17 protein-coding genes are annotated in these 19,156 nt (G+C 49.6%); 11 read left to right on the top strand and 6 right to left on the bottom strand.

All coding sequences use genetic code 11. The annotated features are described in order from the left end of the window. Positions 1 to 14: 14 nt before the first annotated feature. A complete protein-coding gene (locus JUF10_RS06825) occupies positions 15 to 542 on the bottom strand; it encodes a DUF1440 domain-containing protein (protein WP_203641475.1) in 528 nt (175 codons plus the stop codon). 793 nt (positions 543 to 1,335) lie between these two features. Here JUF10_RS06825 and JUF10_RS06820 point away from each other — a divergent pair. After that, positions 1,336 to 3,606, top strand: coding sequence for an ATP-binding cassette domain-containing protein (locus tag JUF10_RS06820; protein ID WP_203641474.1), 2,271 nt, complete (start codon positions 1,336 to 1,338; stop codon positions 3,604 to 3,606). 355 nt (positions 3,607 to 3,961) lie between these two features. Here JUF10_RS06820 and JUF10_RS06815 read toward each other — a convergent pair whose 3' ends face one another. Together JUF10_RS06815 and JUF10_RS06810 are read right to left on the bottom strand one after the other, a co-directional pair. After that, positions 3,962 to 4,237: a type II toxin-antitoxin system RelB/DinJ family antitoxin gene (locus JUF10_RS06815; protein ID WP_203641473.1), complete on the bottom strand. Its 276-nt coding sequence runs from the start codon at positions 4,235 to 4,237 to the stop codon at positions 3,962 to 3,964. 105 nt (positions 4,238 to 4,342) lie between these two features. Then, positions 4,343 to 5,188, bottom strand: coding sequence for a GRP family sugar transporter (locus JUF10_RS06810; RefSeq protein ID WP_203641472.1), 846 nt, complete (start codon positions 5,186 to 5,188; stop codon positions 4,343 to 4,345). A 234-nt stretch (positions 5,189 to 5,422) separates the two neighbouring features. On the opposite strand from JUF10_RS06810, the gene JUF10_RS06805 reads away from it, so the two are divergent. Continuing rightward, a complete protein-coding gene (locus JUF10_RS06805) occupies positions 5,423 to 6,949 on the top strand; it encodes a hypothetical protein (protein ID WP_203641471.1) in 1,527 nt (508 codons plus the stop codon). Between the two features lie 399 nt (positions 6,950 to 7,348). On the opposite strand, the gene JUF10_RS06800 is transcribed toward JUF10_RS06805, so the two are convergent. After that, the gene (locus tag JUF10_RS06800) at positions 7,349 to 7,741 is read right to left on the bottom strand and encodes a tautomerase family protein (protein WP_203641470.1); all 393 of its coding nucleotides are present in this window, start codon (positions 7,739 to 7,741) and stop codon (positions 7,349 to 7,351) included. A 904-nt stretch (positions 7,742 to 8,645) separates the two neighbouring features. Between JUF10_RS06800 and JUF10_RS06795 the strand changes: the two genes are divergently transcribed. The 4 genes from JUF10_RS06795 to JUF10_RS06780 all read left to right on the top strand — a co-directional run bounded on the left by JUF10_RS06795 (position 8,646) and on the right by JUF10_RS06780 (position 13,026). Then, a complete protein-coding gene (locus JUF10_RS06795) occupies positions 8,646 to 9,428 on the top strand; it encodes a WxL domain-containing protein (protein WP_203641469.1) in 783 nt (260 codons plus the stop codon). Positions 9,429 to 9,551: 123 nt separating this feature from the next. Next, positions 9,552 to 10,616 carry a WxLIP family cell surface protein gene (locus tag JUF10_RS06790; protein ID WP_203641468.1) on the top strand — a complete coding sequence of 355 codons (1,065 nt, stop codon included), beginning with the start codon at positions 9,552 to 9,554 and terminating at the stop codon, positions 10,614 to 10,616. Between the two features lie 34 nt (positions 10,617 to 10,650). After that, positions 10,651 to 11,127, top strand: coding sequence for a hypothetical protein (locus JUF10_RS06785; protein WP_203641467.1), 477 nt, complete (start codon positions 10,651 to 10,653; stop codon positions 11,125 to 11,127). A gap of 6 nt (positions 11,128 to 11,133) precedes the next feature. After that, a complete protein-coding gene (locus JUF10_RS06780; RefSeq protein ID WP_203641466.1) occupies positions 11,134 to 13,026 on the top strand; it encodes a hypothetical protein in 1,893 nt (630 codons plus the stop codon). A 252-nt stretch (positions 13,027 to 13,278) separates the two neighbouring features. Here the strand turns inward: JUF10_RS06780 and JUF10_RS06775 are convergent, their stop codons facing one another. Beyond that, positions 13,279 to 14,148: a helix-turn-helix domain-containing protein gene (locus JUF10_RS06775; protein WP_203641465.1), complete on the bottom strand. Its 870-nt coding sequence runs from the start codon at positions 14,146 to 14,148 to the stop codon at positions 13,279 to 13,281. Between the two features lie 111 nt (positions 14,149 to 14,259). On the opposite strand from JUF10_RS06775, the gene JUF10_RS06770 reads away from it, so the two are divergent. The 4 genes from JUF10_RS06770 (at position 14,260) to JUF10_RS06755 (ending at position 18,086) form a co-directional block, all read left to right on the top strand. Continuing rightward, positions 14,260 to 15,465, top strand: coding sequence for an MFS transporter (locus tag JUF10_RS06770; protein ID WP_203641464.1), 1,206 nt, complete (start codon positions 14,260 to 14,262; stop codon positions 15,463 to 15,465). Positions 15,466 to 15,617: 152 nt separating this feature from the next. Further along, complete coding sequence (locus JUF10_RS06765) at positions 15,618 to 16,823, top strand: MFS transporter (RefSeq protein ID WP_203641463.1); 1,206 nt, start codon at positions 15,618 to 15,620, stop codon at positions 16,821 to 16,823. 16 nt (positions 16,824 to 16,839) lie between these two features. After that, positions 16,840 to 17,829 carry an MFS transporter gene (locus JUF10_RS06760; RefSeq protein WP_203641462.1) on the top strand — a complete coding sequence of 330 codons (990 nt, stop codon included), beginning with the start codon at positions 16,840 to 16,842 and terminating at the stop codon, positions 17,827 to 17,829. A gap of 47 nt (positions 17,830 to 17,876) precedes the next feature. Then, complete coding sequence (locus tag JUF10_RS06755; protein WP_203641461.1) at positions 17,877 to 18,086, top strand: hypothetical protein; 210 nt, start codon at positions 17,877 to 17,879, stop codon at positions 18,084 to 18,086. 126 nt (positions 18,087 to 18,212) lie between these two features. On the opposite strand, the gene JUF10_RS06750 is transcribed toward JUF10_RS06755, so the two are convergent. After that, positions 18,213 to 18,458 (bottom strand): type II toxin-antitoxin system Phd/YefM family antitoxin, encoded by a 246-nt coding sequence (locus tag JUF10_RS06750; protein WP_203641460.1) that lies wholly within the window; start codon positions 18,456 to 18,458, stop codon positions 18,213 to 18,215. Between the two features lie 66 nt (positions 18,459 to 18,524). Between JUF10_RS06750 and JUF10_RS06745 the strand changes: the two genes are divergently transcribed. After that, positions 18,525 to 19,067 (top strand): hypothetical protein, encoded by a 543-nt coding sequence (locus JUF10_RS06745; protein WP_203641459.1) that lies wholly within the window; start codon positions 18,525 to 18,527, stop codon positions 19,065 to 19,067. Positions 19,068 to 19,156: the final 89 nt, after the last annotated feature.

The raw sequence follows: 19,156 nt of genomic DNA, 5'->3' as shown, positions 1-19,156 counted from the left end.
GGCCCTGAACATTACTATTTATTTTTCTCAGCGACTAAGCGGCGGTAAACTTCGGCGCCGACCAAATCGTTGGTGACCATCCACGCCACGTGACCGAGGGATTCGGAGATGTGTTCTTCTTTTGGCTGGTTCTCGGGAGCGGGTACGGTGCCCATCAGCGGCATGATGCCGAGGTGAAAGGCGACCCAGATGGCGAGGCCAAACCAGGTGCCGGCGTCCTTCTTAACGGCGGGCAGCTTCTCACCGATGATTTGATAGAGGACGGCAAAAGTGGTTGAAAAGCCAAAATGAATCACGTAGCTGACCCATGGCAATTCGTGACCGGAGTAGTGGTAGGTGGCGTGAGTGACCTTAGCAGGCACGCCGAATTGTTCGAGCAAGGTCTGCGGTGGGTTCGTGGCGTCGCGTTCCTCGGTACGCGGTGGCAGGACATTTTCCCAGCCCAGCTTGACCAGTCCAGAAATGACCCCGGCAGCACCGCCAGCAATGACGGCCGCCTTCAGGTCGAGGGGCTGGCGTTTTTTAGATTTAAATAAGGACATCATTGATTCCTCCTTCAATGTTAATCACAGAATAAAGTATATGCCTCTCGCGACAGTTTAGGTAAAAATTAGCTTGTAGCGTGATGCACAGAATTGGGATTGGCTGGGGCTGTTCGCACTGCGGCTGCCAGAGACTACGCCTGCTGTGGGGACGCTTCAGGCTGGAAACCCACCAGTCTTCTCGCTCGATTTGAAGCCACGAAAAGCGCGTGTCTTAAAATTCGCCCATGGCCTAGGCTAGCAAAAGACGCCAGCCAACGCCATTACCACGGCTGGCTCCGTCCCTGGCCTCCTCCGGCTTTGGTTGAGGTTATACCGCCAGAAAGTGGTGAATGATGACGCGGGTTTTATACGATATACTTGCTGAGCCTCTGCTGCTGATGTGATTAGAATTGGTGCTTCAAATGGTTCGATTAGAAGGTGGCTAGAAGTTATCCCCTCTCTATTCAGTTCAGAATGCTAGCTCTGGTTTTTCGCTCACTAAAGTAGCCATTACGTCAATCTATGGTCTAAGCACAATGTAGTCGAAGGCTGGCGGGAACGGAACCCCGTGTCGGTTCTCTTAGACTGAGTGGCCTTCTCAGCCTTAGAGGAGGGGCCGAGCTTGAAGACTCGATTTTTGAGGCTGCAAGTCGCCCTGGGGACCGCTCCTCAGGCCCCAGGCCTGCCCCACAGGGTGGAGTTTCTGCCAGCCGAAGACGGAATTTCTAGCCCCACATTAAGCGGAAAATTTTAGAATATGGTATGGTGGGAAACGTAGCAGTTGAGATGAGATGAAGAGAGGAGCAACGGGATGCAACCAACTTTTAAATCGGGATACATCGACATCAAGGATGCCACCCAAAACAACCTGCAGCACGTAAATTTGCGGGTACCCAAGTACCAGACGACGGTGTTTGTCGGCCTGTCGGGGTCGGGAAAGTCATCGCTGGTCTTTGATACGATTGCGGCGGCTTCGCGGCGAGAACTAAACGAAACGTTTCCTAGTTTTACCCAGCAATATCTGCCTAAATTCGGGCAACCGCACGTCCAGGACATCGAACACTTGCCAGTCGCCATTGTCATTGAGCAACAACGGCTGGGCAAGAACGCGCGGTCCACGCTGGCAACGTACACTGGCATTTATTCTCTGTTGCACCTGTTGTTCTCGCGAATTGGCAAGCCGTTCATCGGGTACTCCGACAGCTTTTCGTTTAACCTGCCGCAGGGGATGTGCCCGGCCTGTCAGGGCTTGGGGTACGTGGACGACATCGACGAGGCTAAGCTGATTGACCCCGAGAAGTCGCTGAATCAGGGCGCCATCACCTTTGTCAGCTTCGGGCCGAACACCTGGCGCTGGCGGCGGTACGCGACGAGTGGGCTGTTCGACGATGACAAGCCCATCAAGGATTACACGGCCGAGGAGTACGACCTCCTGATGCACGCGCCGCAACAGAATCTGAAGCATCCGGGCAAAGGGTTCCCGCGCACGGCGCTGTACGAAGGCGTCGTGCCGCGGATTCGGCGGTCGGTGATCGGTAAAAAGGAAGCGGAACACCACCGCGAGGCCATCGCTGAAATTGTGACCCGCAAGCCGTGCCCCGTTTGTCACGGAACGCGGTTGAAGCCGGAAGTTCTGACCAATCATATCAACGGCCATAACATTGCCGAGGTCAGCGCCATGGACCTGCGCCACGTGCTGACATTTTTACAGGGCATCACCGAGCCGCTGGCGACCGACGTGGTTCGGGAACTCAGCACCAAGATTCAGTCGTTGGTCGACATTGGTCTGGGTTATCTGACGCTCGACCGGGGGACCAGCTCGTTGTCCGGTGGCGAGGCCCAACGCATCAAGATTGCCAAATACCTGACAAGTGCGCTGGTCGATATGGTCTACATCCTGGATGAACCCAGCGTGGGCTTGCATCCACATGACATCCAATTGATCAAACAAGCGTTGACCAAGTTAAAGGAAAAGGGCAATACCATTTTAGTGGTCGAACATAATCCGGCGATGATCACCTTTGCCGATTACGTAGTCGAAATGGGTCCCCAGGCCGGTCAGGGCGGCGGAACCGTCACGTTTACGGGAACGGTGCCGGAGTTGTTGGCGTCGGAGACGTTGACCGGGACATGGTTGCGCAAGGCCCATCATTGGGGTAGCGAACGCCAGCCCAACGGCCAACTGGCACTGCGGCACGTGACCCAGAACAATTTGAAAGATGTGAGTGTTGACGTGCCCTTAGGCGTGATGACCGTGATCTCCGGGGTCGCTGGGTCAGGGAAGTCATCGCTGGTAACGGCGTTGAAGTCACAGCTCCACGAGGACTACATCGACTTGGCACAGACGCCGGTGGGCATCAACATTCGCTCGACGCCGGCCACCTATCTGGGGATTTTGGACGATATCCGGAAGCTATTTAGCCAGGCGAACGGCCGCGTGGGGACCAGTTGGTTCAGCTACAACGGCAAGGGCGCCTGTCCGCGGTGCAAGGGCAAGGGCGTCACGATTACCAACATGGCGTTCATGGACCCCGTCGTTCAGACCTGCGAGCTGTGTCAGGGCAAACGGTACAGTGAGGAGGCGCTCCAGTACGCGTATCGGGGCAAAAATATTGCGGAGGTCCTCCAACTGTCGGTCAAGGCGGCTGCGGATTTCTTCCAAGACACGCCCAAATTAGCGGCGAAATTGGCCAATCTGGACCGCGTTGGCTTGGGCTATTTGACGCTGGCCCAACCATTGACGACGCTGTCGGGTGGCGAGCTCCAACGGCTGAAATTAGCGGTCGAACTGGGCAAGCAGGGGACGATTTACCTGCTGGACGAACCGACGGCGGGCCTGCATTTAAAGGATACGGCGCGGTTGATGACGCTGTTCAACGACTTGGTCGCGGCGGGCAACTCGCTGATCATTATCGAGCACAATCTGGCGGTCATCAGTCAGGCGGATTGGCTGATCGACGTGGGCCCGGACGCCGGGCGTTATGGTGGTCAGATTCAGTACAGTGGCACACCACGGGAAGCTATCACCGTCGCCGATTCGCGAACCGGGGTGGCGTTGAAACAGTGGATTAACGAGAATTAGAGTGTGAATTAGTCGCACTGCGGCAGCCAGTGATTCCGCCTGCTATGGGGAACGTCTCCAGCCTGTGGGGCGGGCTTCCGACTCGCCTGAAAGCCGCAAAGTTCATGCGTCTCTCAGGTCGTCCCACAATGTAAGTCGGGAAGTACCCCAACTTACATTGTCGTCACAGCTGGCTTCATCCCTGGCTGGCTCCGGCTCTGATTGTCTTTTGCCACAATAACTGTTGAAAGACATTTACGACCATTCAACTGGCAGTGATACACAATCTGAAGATGACATCAAAAAAATCACCAGTAAAGTCGGTAAGTCGGCTTCACTGGTGATTTTTAATGGGTCGGTGCATTCAGAACATGACTCACTCGTTCAAAGAACGCTCAAATTCATCGCCGGTGCTCCCACCGGGTAGTGGTTTGTTATTAGCCAGATGATCAACCATTTCTAAGATGGAGGCTGTCACTTCGGAATTAGGTTCTAGAAAGTCTTCAGGTAAACCGTTATTGGCTACAGAGTTTAAAACGAGTTGTAGGTATTCGGAAAGGGTAAACCCATCATATTCTAGTTTCTCTTGCGCGCGAGCCCTAATGTCCGGTCGAATAGCAATTGTAATGCGTTCCAGGTCGTCACTTTTCATAATGGTTGTCGCCTCCGAGTAGTATTCTACGTTGTTTAACAGTCAAAGCAACTATAGATACTTGAAAGCAGCGAGGTCGCGTTTACAAGGGGCTTTATTTTCCCATTAGATAGTCACCATCATCACAGCCCCACCAATCAAGATGGCCAGCCCAATCGCCTTAGGAATCAACTTTTTCACGTTGGCTTCCTTTAGGACAATCACGCCAAGCAGCGTGGCGACCACCACGTTCAGTTGGCTCAGCACGAACCCGTTGACTAGGCCATTTAGGCTCAGTGACATCAGGTAGGTCCCTGCGGCCACGGCGAAAATGAAGCCGGAGGTGATGTTGCGCAGGCCCCACGGATCTTGACCCGGCAACCGTTTGCGACCGACAACGTAGATGATTAGCGCGCCGACCATCATGCCCAGCGTTTGCGGGAGAAAGCCGTTCAGTCCCTTAGCCGTTGCGTAGTGGGGAAAGCCGGAGTAACCCCAATAGCCGAGACAGGTCACGACTAACAGCACGTAGGCGCCGAGGTCCTTGCGCGAGACGTGAATCATGCCGTTGCTGACCATGACGCCGGTCAGGATAATCAGGAGGGCAATCACGCCCAACACGCTGTCGTGCCAGCCGACCCATTCGCCGAAGACCCAGCCGCCAATCAGGGAGTTACCAATGATCTGCAGCGCCGTGGAAAATGGGACCGCGTTATTGACCCCCAGGGCGCCGTAGCCCCAGTAGAGACCGCCTTGCCCGATACTCCAACAGATGCCGGATGCGAAGTACAGCCAAAAGTCCGTGAGACTGTAGTCGTAGTGAAAAATAAGCTGTAAAATAATGGCGCTAATGACGCCGCCAATACTGGTTCCAAGCAACTGTTCCGTCCAGTTACCACCGGTCTTGCCCTGCATCCAAATGGGAAGGATTCCCCAAAATAGCGCGGGCAATAGGCCAATAACGATGTTCATGCCGATCACCTGATCTCTAATTTCAATAGGGCCCAATCGTACCGCTTTTGTGAAAACGCTGTCAATAACAATTTGACCGGATTTATTGGGGATGGTAATCGGCTGTTAGGCTTGATGATGTAAATGGCAACTGGCATATAAAAATCAAGTCTAAAATACAAAACACACGTTCGCTTTCAACGCGAATTATGGTACACTAAAATCACTGAATTTTTCCCAGAAAGGATGTTTTCCATGCCGACCACAATTCTGACGCCCGCCGAAAATCGGTTCCTGCAACTCAGCCAACGGGCGCTCAAACTACCCGATTTGACGCGCCTAATGCCACTGTTACGCGACCATCCCACCATCAAGGATACCAGTGACTTTTTGTCGCGCTCGGCCAGACAGGCGCTGCTGGACCAGCGGGTGGACTGGCTGGTGCAGGGGAGCGAGGCGTGGAAATTGCTGGCGGATTCGCCGTACATTATCAATCCCAGTAACCAGCGGACGGATTGGCGGCATTGCGCGCTGTGCCACAAGCCGGTGCGCTACGAATACCACGTGGTGTTGCGCCAGGACGGCCATAAAATCGTGGTCGGCTCGGAGTGCGTCAAGAAGTTTATGAGCGATGAAATGCAGTACCTGATGACCATTACCACGGAGGACAACATCCATGCGGTGGCCCAGTATGATGATTTGACCGCCCATTACCCGCAGGTGCCAGAGATCATGTGGGACCAGGAGGCCTTACCGAATCTGCCCAAGCAACATCAGCAGCGCCATCGGTGGGTCCAAAAGGGAACGCGTAGCACGGTGACCGGTTACTTGAAACACCGGTCGACAGCGGTGCCGGGCAAACAACTCTCTCCCTATCTAACGGAGTACACGGACTTGCAGGCCGCTGACCGCGCAGCCACGGCGGCATTAGCGGAGCAGCAGCAACAACGTCAACGCCAGGCCCAACAGGTAGCCGAACACGACGAACAAGCCGCCTGGGCCGCGGCGGATGCGGCTCAAACGGCAGCGGAAAAGCAGTTGCGGGCGTCTGCGGACTATCAAGCCTATTTGACGGCGGTGGCGACACTGATCGTGCAACATTTACCGCTGGCGGCGTTCAAGGACCAATTGGCAAAATTGACCATGCCCCGCAGCCTCCAGAAACTAGTAAACTCGTATCAGCTTGGCGTGATGGCCACGGAGTTCGCCCAACGCGGTGAGATCAAAGCTGCCCGCCTCCAAATCGTGCCTCGGTATCTGGTCGCGGACTTGGACCGGCTAAGTCGCCATCTGGCGGCCCAACGGCAACGCGACTGGAACGACGACGTGTTTAATGTGGCAATCGGATTTGACCTGACCCCGGAACAACGGCAAGTGAGCTTAGTGCCGCTCCGAAAGAGCTGGGAGGGGCGCCAAGTCCCGGTGAGCGTGTACGCGGACCTGTTGACGGTGAAGGCCCGTTTGGCGCAGGGACAGGCGTTACCGAAGTGGCCGGCGGCATTGATGCGAGCGTTTCAACAACGACTCGACCGGCAACCGCAGTCGGGCTGGGTGCCAGCCCGGAAGAATCACGTGACGCCTAAGCAATTACGCCAGTTGGTGGCGTCCAAGGCAGAGTTTGAGCAGGTCACGGCACAATTCCATCGGCTATACGCGCTACCGCAAGCCGATGAGGACGTGACGCTGTCGGCATTAGCCCACTACTATTTAACCGTGCGCGACCAGCAGAAGAAACGGACGGCGGCGACGCGGCGGTTGGTGGAGCAGCTGTTGAATGAATAGAAGACAAATCATGAATGCGTGACTTGTTGGCTAACTTATATAGTAGGTTTGTCCCGTAAAAAAGTTTTGCGAATAGGAAAGGACAGTTTATTTTGAAGTGGTTAAGACTAGCACGGGGATGGTCACGACTCCTTTATGTAGTGGCGTTAGGCTGGCTAATCTACAAAATATTTGTGACTGATTGGACAACGGCACTTGCAGGACTGGTATTCTTCCTGAACGGTATGCTACTGGTTATTCTTGATTCAGCAATTACAGCTAGAGATACCAGCCATGAAGACAGTTTGAGTGAGACACTGTGGCGCTTCCTGCTATTGCCTTGGTTTTGGATGATGTGATTAGATTTTAAAATGTAAAAGAAATGGCTAGTCCGTATTTTGGGCTAGCCATTTTTGATATTTATTTTAGCTTACCGTTCATAAACTGGGCCTCACCATTTCCGAAGCTCCAATCAGCCTTGGTGTTCGTGGTGATATTGACCATGACATCTGCCGGGGCCACACCAGCGTGAGCTTCCAGTTCTTTGACTAGTCGCGCATAAAAGCGTTTTTTGTCGGCTTCCTCGCGGGGACTGGAGGTGAGGCTAAAGACCATGACGTCCTTGGTCCGATCAAGACCTAGACCAACGTCGAGAATGATCATTTCTTCTGGATCGTGTTGGGTCACGATTTGATAGCGGTCGCGTGGTAACAGGTGAAGTTCCTCGGTGGCGACCTGGTAGGCGATATCCAAGATGTTCTTGATTTCGGCTTTGCTGCGGCCACGGTACATATCTACGCGCATTAATGGCATAAAGTTTCCTCCTATAAAGTTGCTCTTGAGATTGAAATGAATGACGACAACTGACTGAGTGTCTTGACATTGGCAACAGCGATGGCCAAGTCGTGTGAGTCGAAAAGCGATATCAGTCTTAAACTGATAAGCCTAGTTTACAGCAGAAATAGCGGGGAATAATTGATTATTATCAAGAAAATAGTTAAATTTTGAGCAGAAAGGGTTAAAAAACACCACTAATAAGTTGTGGGCAATGAAAAATTCGCTCGTTTTTTTAACGAGTGTGAGATTACCGGAATTTTAGGAGTGTGGCAAACGTGTGTTAGGGAACAGAACTAACAAAGTGTGAGATAAACGTTAGAGCCGTAAGGGGTTTGAACGATTCGCTTCATCTTGAAAATTTATCGTGTGATAGAAAATCAGCCTAAAAATTGACGAAAACTCAAATAAGTCGTTTATAGGGTGTTAGCTATATGTGATACACTGTGAACGATTGTATCCGGTTTGAAACCGTTACAGATACTGTTATACCGGGGATTGCAGTATATATAACTATTAAACTCGTTTTTTAGACGAAAACAGGCTTCTGGGGCACGTTATCCGGCTTTTAATTAGGCGCAAAACGCACACAAATTCGCTATAAGCGTTGCTATGACAGTAGTTTTAACTGTTTTAAGATTATTTTAAAAAAACTTTTATTTTTTGATCAAAAAAGGTTTACAAGTTAACATCTTAGCCATATAATGATGTTGTTACATAGTTAAGTAAGTGTTACGGACATTGAGGGCCTTAACATTTACCGTTGCGGCGAACGACTAATTCATCACTACTATGGGAGTGACAATTAGTTAAGGGCCACAGCAAAGACTATCGTGAAAAATTTAGCTGTTACGTAAAATCATACAAGAGGGGTGCATGAATCATGAACAAAACAGTAAGTAGTTTATTATTAGCCGGAGCATTGTTATTAGGTTCCGTTGCGCCAGTAGTTGCCAATGCGGATGGACTTCATGGAACAACGTCAAACTCAATCACATTTAACAAGCCAGATACAAACACTGATCCAGCTGATCCAGATAATCCAGGAACTAAGGTACCAGGTGGTGATCATGGTGGTGTTACCGATCCAAGCGGTGACTTAACCTTCCTATATGTTTCTCCTAAGATGCAATTTGGGGATGTTAAGGGCGAGGCAATTCAAACAACCGATGCTGCAGCGAAAGACAAAACTTACAACCCAACAGTAACCAACGCTGCCTCAGTTCAAACTGATAAGGATGGCGTCAAGACGGACAACACGAACCTCGTTACTGAAGTTCAAGATAGTCGTGGGACTAATGAAGGCTGGACAGTCACCGTTAGTGCTGACCAAATGCTTAACGAACACGGTGTTGTTTTAAAGGGTGCAACGTTAGGCTTAGCTGCAAGTAAAGCTAAGATTACAAACTCCGCTTCAGCATCAGATGGTGTTGCCGGAACCGACGTTAGCACCGCAACGAGTGGGATTGCCGCAACCGACACCACTGCCGCAACTGACGGTACTGAAAACACCATTTACTCAGCTAAGGCTGATAGCGGGATGTTAACCACTGCATTCCAGCTTGATCCTTCAAACATCACGTTAACTAACATTCCGGCCAATGTTAAGTACGGAACTTACACGGGCAACCTGAACTGGACTTTAACCGACACACCAGGTGCTTAATATTTAAAGACGGCAAAGGTGTTCATATCTAAAAAATGAGCACCTTTTTCGCTTACATAGTAGTACCATTAAGGTATTACAGAATTTATCAAATAACTTAACTAGGGTAAGTAGGGGTGTAGGATGCGCGGGATTAAAAAGATTCAACTCATAGTTTTATTGATTGTCGGTGTAATTATTGGTGGCGGTGTCCCATTGATTGCGAATGCTGCCTCGGCTGGTGATATTGGCTTCAATGTTTCAGCGCAGATTCCTAAGAACCAAATTAATAAGAAAAATTCGTTTTTCGATTTACGCATGAAGTCTGGTCAGACAGAAAAGTTGCAGGTCAAAGTCTTTAACATCTCTAATGAAGATGTGACGGTCAAGGCAGCGATTCATACAGCATGGACGAGTACCGGTGGTGCCATCGAGTACGTTAAGCCAGCCAAGACGTTTGACTCTTCGTTGCGCTACAAGATGAGTGACATTAGTAAGATTCAAGGGAAACAAACCATCACGATTCCTGCGCATAAGTCCAGAGTCGTTACGGCTAATGTCAAAGTACCTAAGACTAATTTTAATGGGGTCATCTTAGGCGGCTGGTATTTTGAACGGAAAGATTCTAAGGTTACCGGGACGGTTAAGGGCTCCAGCAACATGACCAACAAGTATTCTTACGTCATTGGGATGAAGTACACGTTAGGACAGGTTCCTAATCCTTCAATGAGTTTGGGTAAGGTCGAGGCTGGCCTGGGTAACTATCACCGCGGGGTTATCGCTAACTTACGAAATACCACTGCGGTCATCATTCCTAATTTAAAGATGGATACCACTATTACCAATCGGGATGGCGGTAGCGTCGTTAAACATGCTAAGAAGGAAAACGTTCAAATGGCGCCTAATACCACTTTCAGATACGCCATGCTTTATGACAAGACACCAATGAAGGCCGGCAGCTATCATCTGCACATGGTCGTCAAGAACACTGATCGTAAATGGGTTTTTGACCGTGACTTTACGATTACCCAAGCAGAAGCTAGCAAGGTCAACAAAGATTCTGTTGAATCTGCTGGTATCAGCATTTGGCTCTTAGTCGCTTTAGGGGCGTTAGGGATGCTATTACTGGTTCTCTTGATTTTGTTGATCATCTACTTAATCCGTCGTCGCCGTCGTGATGAAGATGATGACGAGGATGAAGACGAATAACGAATTAAGTCGTTATAGAGAGGGGGCGTTGCTCATGAACAGAACACTTAAGCAGCTCATGTTGGTGCTCACACTAATCTTTGGACTAGCCATGGGAACATCAACGCTCGCTAATGCTCAGACGGCAGACACTGGGTCAACTAGTGTTGGGATTACGTTTATTGGAAATGGGTCCAAAGGAAATACCGTCGATCCAGCAACGCCCACTGTTCGTGACGGCAGTGACGGGGATATTGCAAATGGCGGTATTCCAGATGGCACAAAGCCAACGCAAACAGCCTCTAAGGGAAGTGCTGATGATACGGCGTCACCAGTAACGACGCCAAAAAAAGGTGGTTCTGGAGCGGCAGCAGTTAAGTCAGCCGTCGCAGCCATTGCCTCCGGTCGGTTGCCCCAAACAGGTGAAGTTCAAAGTATTTTAGCAGATTTAGTAGGAATTCTACTGTTGATGGTCTTGATCTTAGGATTGGTCGTATATCACCAAGCACGCCTGCTAAGGGAGAGGGAGTGAGTCAAGATGAAGTTTAGAAAGTTTATACTGCAACTTGGCTTACTGCTCACTGTTGTATTTGGTGTCGGGATATTTGGCGGAGAGTCAGCGAATGCGGAAGTACCGCAGGATGCGCCAGCACCACCAACTGGAGCACAAGTACTTGATGATTCACACGGATGTACGAAATATGCTTATACTGATAGTAAGGGTGTTTTTCAGGTTCCAAAGTCTGCGGTAACATTAACAGGAACGCCTAGTAATAATGGTTGGTCGTTTAGTAAATATCCGAATTTTGTTGCCCTTGCTGCTAACAATACCTCTAGCACTAATCGAATTACGGATAAGACAACTGAAATATACTTGGCGGTTAAAGGGTCATTTACAACAAGTGGAACGACAAAAATTACAAGTATGGTGCCGTACATTACGAACGGTAATGGTATGACTTCCTTTGCTTCAAACAGCTCTCCGGATTTAGTGTCTACGCCAAAGCAAACAGTTACGCCAGCTACTACTTACTATAAATTTGATGTAAATATGTCTGGAATAATAAACAAATTTCCTTTGTACGTCGGGTTTAAGGGGAAAACTAGTGACAAGTCTGCTTCAGCATACATGGGCTTTGCCGTTCTTGGACCAGATTCATCAGTTACGGACGTTTGGCAACATGAAGCGAATAGTTATATTAGAATTAATGGTACGACACATGTACCAGCAACTGGTTCGATGGTAAATATTAAGTCATCAGATAGAGTAATAACAGGAATTGCTTATCCGAGTCCAGAGATTAGTGCAGAAGTATACTATACGACTGTTTCTGGAGTAAAAAGATTCCCCGTTACAGTCAATGCAGATAAAACTTATTCGTTCGATTTTGGTGCACCCATTGGGAATCTTGCCTCGAATTCTGTAGTTAGTTTTGATGAATACAATGATATGGGGGATATAGCGTATGCCTCAGCACAGTTCAAGCAAGTCCTCGACCTCGATGTGGCCAAAACACCGCTAAACATCTATCCGGATGATGTCCATGACCTCAGCGGAAAAACTGATCAGCAAGTTTTAGACTGGTTAGTGAAGGCTGCGGGAATTACGGTTACTCATAATGAGGCACCGGTTAACATTTCTGATGTCACGTTTAATTCCACTGAGAGTGGGCTGGCAAATCAGATTGCGAACTTAAAAGATGGTGAATCAACGACGATTGATGTTGGGGCAGCTTTGACGGCAACGCCTAGCACGGCTACTGATACAACCAAGCCTGTTCGAATCGTCAATCATGAAGGAACTTTGAGCTTCCAGTCAATTAGTCCAACCATGGATTTTGGGACTGTTGCTGTACCATCTAAGGAAACTTTGTTTGCGCCAACAACGATGCCAGAAGTTTTCGTTGAGGATACGCAACTATCTGGGACCCCGTGGTACGTTACGGCTTCTGCTTCTGATTTGGAGTCGGCTGACAACCGGAAGTTAAACGGGCACATGGTCTACGTCGACGCTAATGGCGGCAAACAGTCAATGGCTAGTGCAGTTCAAATTGCTGCTGGTCAAAGCACGCGAGATATGAAGGATGGCATGAACGTCGTCACTGGCTGGTCAAAGGAAAACCAACAGCTTGGCAACCCGGCTAACGGAATGTATCTGGACGCCTTACCAAGTATTTATTCTGGTGATAAGGGGACAACATATACAGGGACCATTAGCTGGTCATTAACAAATGCACCAGGTTCTGTTGGAACTGGGGACAGCGGTGATCTAGGTGATGGGAGTGTAAGTACTTCGTCTTCTTCCGCCGATTCTTCTAGCGAGGAGGAGACTAACTCTAGTTCTGAAAGTGAATCCGGTGGTGATCAGAGTATCCCTGGCGGTAGCACTGTTGGTTCAAGCGGTACTCCTGTCTACAACGCTTTTGGTTAAACTAGTCTAAAATAAAAAGTAAATCGGTTCGTTGCTTCACCAGAAATGGTGTCAGCAACGGACCGATTTTTTAGGCTCTTTGTTTTGTTGAGATAACTTTCAGTATTTACAGTATGTAATCTCGACAATTGCTGCTGGTCTACCGAAACTACTAGGTTACTGGCGACCGCTGGGAAGACGATAACGTTAGGAGGCATGAAAAGCGCACAACCTGAACTGATTTTCACAGCACAGGTAGTGTTCTTTTATACCTTAGGGATGGGCCACAAGCCATTTTCCAAACCAATCGTTAAAATTGTCCGCCCATCTGGGAGCACTTAAGTGGTAACAGCTATCAATGACCTTACGAATATCTTCGCACGCCGTAACATCTTTAGCAGAATTGACTCTTAGTATCTTACTAAAGAAAATGACTTTGATGTTGCTGATGGTGACGTGCTCGAAATCCAGCGTTTTCAGGGCGGTTGCGCTAATAAAATTGGCCGTCTCAAATTGGTTGCGAGTAATCAAGAGTTCCAGTGCGTTGCCAAAAAGCGTTGAGAGTAGTTCTGCGTACCCCAGAAGATCCAGATAGACTTTAGAGCGTTCAATAACCGTATGTAGGAGTGGCGATAGAATATCATTTGGGAAAATAAACATCGCATTATTGAATAGTCTTAACTCATAAATGCCCCATGAGTCTGTGTTCAACAGAAAGTGTTGAAGTTGCTGGATACTTTCCTGTGGGAGTGGTGCTTTTCGTATTTCGGCCAGATAGCACTGGGCTAAAGTCATATTGTAGAACGACGTTGTGTTGCGATTATTTTCTACCGTGAACAATTCTTTCTCTTGCTCGTAGAGTGATTGAAGGCCGTAGATGTTGTCGTTAACCATATATTGGGATAGTTGCTTTAGAAAGATTGCTTGATGAGTTAAAGCGTAGCCATTTTTATGATAAGAAAATTCATCGTATGAGACGTGTAGTCGGTCCAGTAAGACCTCGAATCGTGACAGAGAAATATCTGATTCGTCTCGTTCAACCTTTGAGATAAATGCTGTGGAAAGCTGATCAGTCGCGATATCTTTTAAGCGTAGGTCCTTAGCGAGTCTAATTTCACGTAAAACTTGCCCATTCGTTGGCATTCCAGCACCCTCTTTCAACCTCATTTTACTATATGAGAAAATTATAATTCAATGAGAAAGAAAAGGCTATACTAAACTCTATAATCAATTTTAGACTGGAAGTGATGGCGAATGGTCCACAATAAGCGTTTGATTTTAGTTAGTCAGTTTGTCGATAATTTTGGGTCGGGGTTTTCACGAATTGCATTAATCATTTTAGTTACGAATTGGTTTCATAATGCCCTCTACGTTGGGATACTGTCGTTCTTTCTATTTGTGCCGGGAATTCTCTTGGCAGCCCCAATTGGCCGATATGTCGATCGCCGTCAACGGTTGAAACCACTGCTGATGCAGACAAGTTTGGCGGCTGCCGGTGCGGTGCTCTTTCTTTTTCTTTGCGTCTACCTTAACTGGCGGGTCTATAGCCTACTGGTTTTGAGTGCGGTCATTTATGATATTTTCACGGAATTCTTCGATCCAATCGTGACCAAATTGACCGTCCATCTCTTCGACGTTCCTGTTTATAAGCAGATCAATGCGGCCATTAGCACGGCCCGGACGAGCGCCAGTTTGTTCGCTGGCATTCTCGTGACGGCGTTGATTACTATTATTCCTATCTATTGGCTGTTTCTATTTGATTTCATGTCGTACCTCATTGTGTGCGTGTGCCTGATTGGGCTAAACGAGGGGGCTACTGATTACCATAATGGCAGTCAGCTAGATGTCACGTTTACCAGTGCTACGTGGAATAGTTTCGGTTTTGTTAAACAGTTGCTCGACCAATTTCCGGCTATGCTACCGGTGTTGGTTACAGCGCTACTGTTTAATATCTTGTTGGCTCCCAATGCCGTTTACTTCACGCAGATTGCGACGACAGTGTACCACGACTCGAATTTAACAGGGATTATGGACTCCATGTTTTCCGTAGGGTTCCTGTTGGGGTCGATTCTGTACCGCTGGCTAGAAGACCGGGTCAAAATTCATACATTCATTCAGATTGCGATTATTCAAGTCCCAATTGCTTTTCTGGCCTTTAGTCAGTCGCGGCATATTCTGGGGTGCTTGTTGGGCTTGCTACTGTTGGGTGGCGCGTTGCCAGACTTCAACATCTCGTGCAAGACGATTTTGCAGGAGCGAATCCCAGAGAGTGATTTGGCAACGGTATCTAATAGCTACTACGCGCTGATCAATCTTAGCCAACCGGTGGGCCTTCTGGGGATTCCCATCCTGATTAGTGGCATGGGGATTCAACAATTTTCGTTGCTGGCCGGCGTAACGTATCTACTGGTAACGCTGGTGATTATTGGGACGCGGAAAATTTCGGTTCAGTTGGACTGAGAGCATGACGGAGTATGAATTGAAATGGCCGGTAGTCAGTTCATTAGGCTAGGTAAGAAATTTACAAGGAAAAAATCAACATTAGAAAATGATTAGGATATTCATGATATACTTCTCTTAATTCAACCAATTCCCAACAGCGAGGCCTTCCCATGACAACCACCAACACCGCAACCATCCGCCAGCTTCTAGCCGGCCGCATACTTACCAACATCGGCGACAGCCTGATTTACATGTCCGTGCTGTGGTACTTCAACACGCGCTATCAGTCGGCACTGTTCGTCACGGCGGTCTTTGTCATCACGTCTGGGGTGGACGCCCTCTCGTTTCTGCTCGGCCCCATTTTGGACCGGGTGCGAGTGAAGCACGTGTTGGTGGGGGCGACCGCCAGTCAGGTCATTCTGGCACTCGTACTAGTCGGTGGCATGGCGTTGCGGCTAAATGGGAGTTTCCTAGGCGTCTTTCTCCTGTTGTTTCTTCTCCTATCGACCATCAGCTCCGCTTTGATTTACCCCACGGAGGACAAGCTCCTGCCGCTGCTCGCCAGTGGTGCCGACCTTCTGCACGTCAACGGCCTGTTTCAAATGAGTTACCAGGTGTTGGACCTGATTCTCAACGGGGCCGTCCTGGGCCTCCTGTCGCTGTTGTCCGTGCAACACACACTCCTGCTGGCAGTGCCGGTCTTTGGCATCGCTCTGCTGGTCTTCAAGCTGTTGCGCCTCAAACCAGCCGGTTCGGCAAATGACACCGCAGACTCCTATGGTCACTCGCTAAAAGTCGGTTGGCAAACGTTCGCACAGCACCCGTTTATGCTAAAAGTCCTGATTCCATTTGCCACCCTCAACCTGTTCTACGGGGCCGCCGACGCTGCCTTGCCGCGGTTCGCCCGCGTTTATCTGAGTGGTCAGGCGTGGGGCTACGGCGCGTTACTGACCGGTATCGCCGTGGGTGGCCTCGTGGGCGCGTTGCTGGTGCAGAAATTAACGCTTACCGGGAACCACTTGATTTCCTTTGCCGGCGGCTGTTTGATTTTGGGCGGTGGGTGTCGGCTGTTACTGGCCGTGAGTCGGCAGGGCGTCGTGGCGGTTCTCCTGATTTCAATGAGTGCGCTGTTCGTTAGCATGATGAACATCAACTTCATCGCTTACGTTCAGTCGGCCTTTCCCGCCACGGTTCTGGGCCGCATTTCGACCATCAATGAGAGCCTGATCTCCGCCATGATTCCGGTCGGTTCGGCGCTCGGTGGGGTCATGGTCACGCACTGGGCCGTCGTTTGGCCGCAATTGATTTATGGTGGCGCCACGGTTTTGGATGGGCTGTACTTTCTAGCCGTCATCCGCCGCACCAAGTTCGAGTAAAGGGGAGCTGACCGGCATGACGGTCTTTCTACACAACAGGCGCTACCGCCTGCTGACGCTGGCAACGTTTATCAGCATGTTGGGATCAACGCTATTCAATATTGTTTTCGTTATTTACGCGCGGGGGATGCCTAACGCCAAGCTGGCCGTCAGCATTGCCTCTGTGGTGGCGACGATTCCCTTTCTGCTGGACATCATCGCCGGATATCTGGCCGATGAGGCGAACAACCACTACCGCAGTATGGTTGGCGTGAAATTTTTCCAAGCCGCGCTATTTCTCCTGCTTAGTGGGTTGATTGCCTTTCGTCCCAGCTGGTGGGTGTTCACGGTACTCCTGCTCATCAACATCGTCAGCGACTTCGCCGGCAGCTTCAGCTCGTTCGTGTCCCTCGCCGTGATCAAGGACGTGGTGACGGCGGACGACTTGGCCGAGGCCCGTGGTTTTGAAAGTGGGGTGGGGTCCACGATTAGTTTGGTCGGCGGGTTAGTCGGCGCCGGGCTGATTGCCGCTTTGCACTACAACTACGTGCTCTTTGGTCTGCTCAACGCGGCATCATTTATCGCGGCCTTCCTGATTCTGTGGGTCGCACGTCAGCAATTCCGTCAGTTGAGGAGTAGTCAATTTCAGCACCACGCGGCTTTTCTGGGGGTCCGGCGCGAGATTCGTCACTTCTTTACGACCAGTGTGAAAAATTTCAAATTATTAAAGACGTTTTCGACCGTCACCGGATTCATGGTGGCCTTTTCCATCGTCAACTTCATTGGCTCCGGCCAGAGTACGCTGCTGAACCTGTCCTACATTCAAGAAAAACGGCTACTGTTTGGCAACTTTGGCTATACCGTAGCGCTGATCGATATGGTGGAGTCGGTGGGGATGATTCTGGGGTCGTTTACGCCGATGAAGCGGGTGACATGGTTGTCGATTCCGGGTAACCTGACGCTGGTGATCGGCGTGAGTGGCGTCATCGGCTGCAGAACCGCTACATCCTGGTCGCCTGTATCTTAGTCAATGGGGTCCTGATTGGCCTGCTCAATCCACGCATCCAAGCGGAAATGATTACGGAATTGCCGGAGGAGTCGATCGGGTCGATTCTAAGCGTGTTCTACACCGTGATTCAGCTGACGGTTCCGGGCGGCGCGGTCGTCTTTGCCTTCCTCGCGAACGGCTGGACGGTGGCGATTGCGTGGCTGGGTTTGGTGGTCGCCATCGTGGCCGGCCTGCTGTACGCAGAAATTTTACGGCGGCGCTTGGCCCGGGCTTAGTTTGTTCGCGGGAAAAACAAAGGCGTTGGTCGGCTTCTCGTACTGAAAATTGCATATACTGAAACCGTGCTTAAATGTTCGGTATAGAAAAAGAGGGCTGTGACGTGTGTCATGGCCCTTTAGTGACTAATGCTGTTTTTTGGCGGTGCGGCTGGCTTCAAGTTGTTTTCTGGACTCTTCAAGCCAAGCTACGTTTGCTGGATTGCTTAAAATAAATTGATTTTCTAGCAGATTGTTATAGGCTTTTTCGGAGATGATGACAACACTTGGACGATGTTTACGCGTGATGGTTAGGGGTTCAAAATCGTCTGTAACGCGGTTTAAGTAAAACTTGATCCTTTTTTTAAAGTCCGAATAAGTGATAGCTTCCATGGTTTTCCTCCAAGCTGAGTGGCTGTCCGTGAAATTAAATCTTATAGGCAAAAGAGATGACGATAGGTGTTATTTAATACAGAAATAACATCGTTGACGCGACTGCTACGTGTGTACAATGGTCTCTTACTAAGCCTGGTTTGGCTAGTTCAAATCTTAGGCGTTAAGTGGCTGTTTGTCCAGCCGATACGTTCGCTGACGGTGTTGCTGATATTTACGGTCGGGTATTTTCTGCTAGGGATGTTACCGCTCGGAACGCGGTACGGGGCAGCCTTCAGGCGAAAGCTCACGGTTGATATTGCCGTCATTTATCTGCTGTATTTGGGTGTGTTGCTCTTTCTTCCCCAGGCCTTTATTGGAAGAAACTTCTTTGATGGAAACGGAATCGTTAGCACGTTCATCGACTTCTTTGGACTAGTCATTTTGTACATGCCGGAGGAAAGTCCAGGCTATTTCCACTTCCTGCCAACACCTCACCAGTCACGGTTTATCAAACTCCGTTACCGTCGAATAATTGCGATTATATTCATTGGACTCAGTGTGGCTTGGCTATTGAATGGCGGGATTGCCAATGGGGTGGGTTTTAAAGTCGATCAATATAATGTCTAAACTAATTAAAAAACCACCGGCCACGTCTTCGTTAGGGGAGATGTGGCCGGTGGTTTGTGATTCGTGGGGACAGTATAGCATTGGCTAGG

It is taken from the genome of Levilactobacillus andaensis (assembly GCF_016861695.1).
Taxonomy (GTDB): domain Bacteria; phylum Bacillota; class Bacilli; order Lactobacillales; family Lactobacillaceae; genus Levilactobacillus; species Levilactobacillus andaensis.
Note: the sequence above shows the minus strand (reverse complement) of the source record. Positions and strands in the feature narration are given on the sequence as shown.